General features: G+C 66.6%; 4 protein-coding genes. 2 read left to right on the plus strand and 2 right to left on the minus strand.

Annotation, left to right across the window (positions count from 1 at the left end; all coding sequences use genetic code 11):
- Positions 1–113 precede the first annotated feature (113 nt).
- On the plus strand, positions 114–2,018 hold the full coding sequence (locus F6X39_RS35595; RefSeq protein WP_187620079.1) for a propionate--CoA ligase: 1,905 nt from the start codon (positions 114–116) through the stop codon (positions 2,016–2,018).
- A gap of 44 nt (positions 2,019–2,062) precedes the next feature.
- Here the strand turns inward: F6X39_RS35595 and F6X39_RS35600 are convergent, their stop codons facing one another.
- Complete coding sequence (locus tag F6X39_RS35600; RefSeq protein WP_018421182.1) at positions 2,063–2,857, minus strand: 5'-methylthioadenosine/adenosylhomocysteine nucleosidase; 795 nt, start codon at positions 2,855–2,857, stop codon at positions 2,063–2,065.
- Positions 2,854–5,217: a UvrD-helicase domain-containing protein gene (locus tag F6X39_RS35605; protein WP_187620080.1), complete on the minus strand. Its 2,364-nt coding sequence runs from the start codon at positions 5,215–5,217 to the stop codon at positions 2,854–2,856. The genes F6X39_RS35600 and F6X39_RS35605 overlap by 4 nt, the downstream gene beginning before the upstream one ends.
- 59 nt (positions 5,218–5,276) lie before the next feature.
- On the opposite strand from F6X39_RS35605, the gene F6X39_RS36425 reads away from it, so the two are divergent.
- Positions 5,277–5,457 (plus strand): hypothetical protein (locus tag F6X39_RS36425; RefSeq protein ID WP_222945416.1); only part of this gene is annotated, 181 nt, incomplete at its 3' end.

The following is a 5,457-nucleotide window of genomic DNA, read 5'->3' on the forward strand; positions in this document are numbered from 1 at the left end:
CCCTCCCGCCCGTGGCTATGCTTGTGCGCATAACCAGCGCCGCACCGGGCGCGCAATTTGCGATTCCGTTTCATCCAACCCCGTCCACTCCCGCCGCACGAGGATCGCCGCCGATGACCCGCTACCGCGATTTCCACCGCCGCTCGATCGACCACCCCGAAGCCTTCTGGCGCGAAGAAGCCCGGCGCATTCACTGGCACACGCCATTCGGCACCGTGCTCGACCGCTCGAAGCCGCCGTTCGCGCGCTGGTTCGTCGGCGGTCGCACGAACCTCTGCCATAACGCGGTCGACCGGCATCTGGCCGAACGCGCGCAGCAGAACGCGCTCGTCTACGTATCGACCGAAACCGGCATCGAGCGGCACTACACGTATGCCGATCTGTACGCCGAAATCAACCGGATGGCCGCCGTCATGCGCTCGCTCGGCGTGAAGCGCGGCGATGTCGTGCTGATCTATCTGCCGATGATCCCCGAGGCGCTGTTCGCGATGCTCGCGTGCGCGCGGCTCGGCGCGATCCACTCGGTCGTGTTCGGCGGCTTCGCGGCGCCGAACCTCGCCGCGCGTATCGACCACGCGAAGCCCGTGCTGATCGTCACTGCGGACGCCGGCGCGCGCGGCGGCAAGGTGGTCGACTACACGCCGCTCGTCGACGAAGCGCTCGCGCGCGCCATGCACAAGACACCGCATGTGCTGCTGATCGACCGGCAGCTCGCGCCCGCGCGACTGAACGCGCCCTACCTCGTCGCCTACGAGCCGCTGCGCGAACAGTTCTTCGACGCCCACGTCCCGTGCGAGTGGCTCGAATCGAACGAGCCGTCGTACGTGCTGTACACGTCGGGCACGACCGGCAAACCGAAGGGCGTGCAGCGCGATGTCGGCGGCTATGCGGTCGCGCTCGCGGCATCGATGGAATACATCTTCGAGGGCAAGCCCGGCGACACCATGTTCACCGCGTCCGACGTCGGCTGGGTGGTCGGCCACAGCTACATCGTGTACGCGCCGCTGATCGCGGGGCTGACCACCGTGATGTACGAAGGCACGCCGATTCGTCCGGACGGCGGCATCTGGTGGCGGCTCGTCGAACAGCACAAGATCAACCTGATGTTCACCGCGCCGACCGCGATACGCGTGCTGAAGAAGCAGGACCCGGCGCTGATGAAGGCAGCCGATCTGTCGAGCCTGCGCACGCTGTTTCTCGCCGGCGAACCACTCGACGAACCGACCGCCGAATGGATCTCCAACGCGTTGAACAAGCCGGTGATCGACAACTACTGGCAGACCGAAACCGGCTGGCCGATGCTCGCGATTCCGCGCGGCATCGAGGCACTGCCGACCAAGCTCGGTTCGCCGGGCGTGCCCTCGATCGGCTATAGCCTGACCGTGCGCGACGAGCTGACCGGCGAGCCCTGCGCGCCCGGCGAGAAAGGCGTGCTGACGCTCGACTATCCGCTGCCGCCGGGCTGCATGTCGACGGTATGGGGCGACGACAAGCGCTTCGTCGGCACCTACTGGTCGAGCGTGCCGAACCAGCAGGTGTATTCGACGTTCGACTGGGGCGTGCAGGACGAGGACGGCTACGTGACGATCCTCGGCCGCACCGACGACGTCATCAACGTCGCGGGCCATCGCCTCGGCACGCGCGAGATCGAGGAGGCGCTGTCGAGCCATGCGGCTGTCGCGGAAGTCGCGGTGGTCGGTGTGACCGATCCGGTCAAGGGTCAGGCGGCGATGGCCTTCGTCGTGCTGCGCGGCGCGCAGGGAGAAGGCGACCCGAGCGAGCGCGCGCGGCTCGAAGCCGAGCTGGCGATGACGGTCGACCGCCATCTCGGCTCGATTGCGCGGCCCGCGCGCGTGGTGATGGTATCGATGCTGCCGAAGACGCGCTCCGGCAAGCTATTGCGCCGCGCTATCGCGGCGCTCGCCGAAGGGCGCGAGCCGGGCGATTTGCCGACGATCGAAGATCCGGCCGCGCTGCAGCAGGTGCGCGACGCGCTCGGCGACGGCAGGAAGGAATAAGCGGGCCAAGCAGGGGGCGACCAGGCGGACGAACAAGCGGGCGCTCAGCCCGCGGTGTCCCGCGTGCCGAGAAAGCGCGCGAGAATCGCGTTCGAATACGTGCCCGCGATCCCGGTCAGGAACGACATGAACGATCCGGGCGCGTGGTCGTCGGCGGTATCGGAGATCGTGCGCACGACCGCGCACGGCACGCCGTACTCGTAGCAGACCTGCGCGATCGCCGCGCCTTCCATCTCGACCGCGAGCGCGTCGGGCAGCGCGTCGCGCAACGCCGCGACGGCCGCCGCGCTCGCGACGAACTGATCGCCGCTGACGATCAAGCCGCGATGCACGCGCGGCGCGCGCGTGCCGAAGCGCGCCGCGCAGGCCGCGCCTTCCTCGGCGACGAACTGCTCGCATGCGGCGGTTAGACGGTCGGCGAGCGCCGCATCGGTGGTGAAGCGCGACATGCCGAGCAGCGGCACCTCGAAGCGCGGAAAAAGCGGCGACGCGTCGACATCGTGCTGCATCAGCGCGCTCGCAACGACGATATCGCCGACATGCACGTCGCCGCCGACACCGCCCGCGACACCGGTGAACACGATCGCCTCGACATCGAACGCGTGGATCAGCGCACTGACCGTCGCGGCCGCCGCGACCTTGCCGACGCGCGCGAGCGTGACGACGCACGGCGTGCCGTGCACGGTGCCGACGTGGTAGTCACGCTGGCCGTGCGTGACCGTGCGCACGCCGGACTCGGCGCGCATCGCTTCGATCAGGTCGCCGAGTTCCTGCGGTAACGCGGCCAGAACGCCGAGCGGGCGCCGCGCATCGTGGCTGAGATTCAAGGGCGTGCTCATTCGACCGCCTGCAATTTAGCCACCGCCAGCGCCAGCCATTTTTCGCCGTGCCGCTTGAAGCGGACCTGCGCTTTCGCGTCGGTGCCGTTGCCTTCGAGTGCGGTGATCGTGCCTTCGCCGAACTTCGTATGAAACACCTGCTGGCCGACGCGGAAGCCCGTGTCGGCCGCGCGTTGCTCGTTCGCGAACGCGGGCGCCGGCGCGGAGGTCACCGCCGCCGTCGACGCCGAACCGCCGCCGTACCCCGGCCGCGCGAACCAGTCGCGCCCGTAGCCGGCGTTGTCCGAGCGGCCGCCCCAGCGCGAGCCCGCCTCGACCTTCGGCGTCAGCCACTTCAGCGTTTCGTGCGGCAATTCGTCGAAGAAACGCGAGCGGATGTTGTAGCGGGTCTGGCCGTGCAGCATCCGGCTCTGCGCGAAAGACAGGTACAGCCGCTCCTTCGCGCGCGTGATCGCGACGTACATCAGACGCCGCTCCTCTTCGAGGCCGTCGGCCTCCATCGCGCTGTTCTCGTGCGGGAACAGCCCCTCTTCGAGGCCGGTGATGAACACCGCGGTGAATTCGAGCCCCTTAGCCGCGTGCACCGTCATCAACTGCACCGCTTCCTGGCCGGCCTGCGCCTGATTGTCGCCCGCTTCGAGCGATGCGTGCGACAGAAAGCCCGCGAGCGGCGTCATCGTGTCGGAGTTTTGCGCCGGATCGGCGATGCCCGGCGCGTCGAGGACCACCGTGGTCGGATCGTCGGTCGCGACCGCGAGTTCGGGCGCGGCGCTGGCTCCTGGCCGCAGCGGAATCGAGCGCGCGGGCGTATCGAGCCCGTAGCCTTCCTCGCTGACGAACGCGGCGGCCGCGTTGACGAGTTCCTCCAAGTTCTCGAGCCGCTCCTGGCCTTCGCGCTCGTTCTGATAGAAGTCGGCGAGACCGCTCGCGCGGACCACGTACTCGACGGTCTTCGGCAAGCTCATCTGCTGCGTGTCGGCGCGCATCTTGCCGACGAGGTTCGCGAACGCGGCGAGGCTCGAGCCGGCCTTGCCGGCGACGTACGGAATCGCCGCGGCCATCGAGCAGTTGTACAGACGCGCCGCGTCGGCGAGCTGTTCGATCGAACGCGCGCCGATGCCGCGAGTCGGGAAATTGACGACGCGGCCGAACGCGGTGTCGTCGTTCGGGTTGTCGATCAGGCGCAGGTAGGCGAGCGCGTGCTTGACTTCCTGACGCTCGAAAAAGCGCAGGCCGCCATACACGCGATACGCGATGCCCGCGTTGACGAGCGTGTGCTCGATCGTGCGCGACTGCGCGTTGCTGCGGTAGAGCACCGCGATTTCGCTGCGCGACAGGCCGGTGTTGATCAGCGCGCGGATCTCTTCGACGATCCAGCCGGCCTCCTGCGAATCGGTCGCCGATTCGTAGACGCGCACCGGTTCGCCGTGACCCGCGTCGGTACGCAGATTCTTGCCGAGGCGTCGCGAGTTGTTCGCGATCAGCTGGTTGGCGGCATCGAGAATATGGCCGTGCGAACGATAGTTTTGCTCGAGCTTGATCAGATTGCGCACGTTGAACTCGTGCTCGAAGTCGCGCATGTTGCCGACGTTCGCGCCGCGGAACGCGTAGATCGACTGGTCGTCGTCGCCGACCGCGAAGATTGCGTTGTGCTGGCCCGCGAGCAGCTTCAGCCACGCGTATTGCAGCTTGTTGGTGTCCTGAAACTCGTCGACGAGGATGTGCCTGAAGCGCGCCTGGTAATGCGCGCGCAGCGGCGGATTGTGCGCGAGCAGTTCGTAGCAGCGCAGCAGCAGCTCGGGGAAGTCGACGACGCCTTCGCGCTGGCATTGCTGATCGTAGGCTTCGTAGAGTTCGACGAACTTGCGGTTGAAGTTGTCGGTGGCGTCGACGTCTTTGGGGCGCAGGCCCTGCTCTTTCGCGTTGTTGATGAAGTACTGGAGATTTTTCGCGGGGTATTTTTCGTCGTCGATGTTGAGGCCCTTCATCAGGCGCTTGATCGCCGACAGCTGGTCCGCGGTATCGAGAATCTGGAACGTGGCGGGCAGCCCGGCGTCGCGGTGATGCGCGCGCAGCATACGGTTGCACAGGCCGTGGAACGTGCCGATCCACATGCCGCGCGTGTCGATCGGCAATAGCGCCGAGAGGCGCGCCATCATTTCGCGGGCGGCTTTGTTCGTGAAGGTCACCGCGAGGACGGTCGCGGGGGACGCGAGGCCTTGCTGAATCAGCCACGCGATGCGGGTGATCAGGACGCGGGTTTTGCCGCTGCCGGCGCCCGCCAGGATCAGGGCGGGCTCATTCGGGAGCGTTACGGCGGCGTGTTGTTCGGGGTTTAGATTCGAGAGGAGGTCGGGCATTTTTTTGCTTAGGCGCAGTTCGGGGGACATTATATGCCCCGGCGGGGGCGGCGCTTTTTTTGGTTTTTTTTGTTCTTCTGGATATGGGTTGGGGTTTTTTCGTTGTTCTGGCTTGGTTGGCCTTTCCTTGTTGTCTTATCGGTCTATTAGCGTTGCCCCTGTGCGGGGCGGCACCTACTTTCTTTGCTGCTGCAAAGAAAGTAGGCAAAGAAGACAGCTCAAACCGCCAACTCTTAAGCG

The sequence above is a fragment of the Paraburkholderia sp. UCT2 genome (assembly GCF_014397665.1).
Taxonomy (GTDB): Bacteria; Pseudomonadota; Gammaproteobacteria; order Burkholderiales; family Burkholderiaceae; genus Paraburkholderia; species Paraburkholderia tuberum.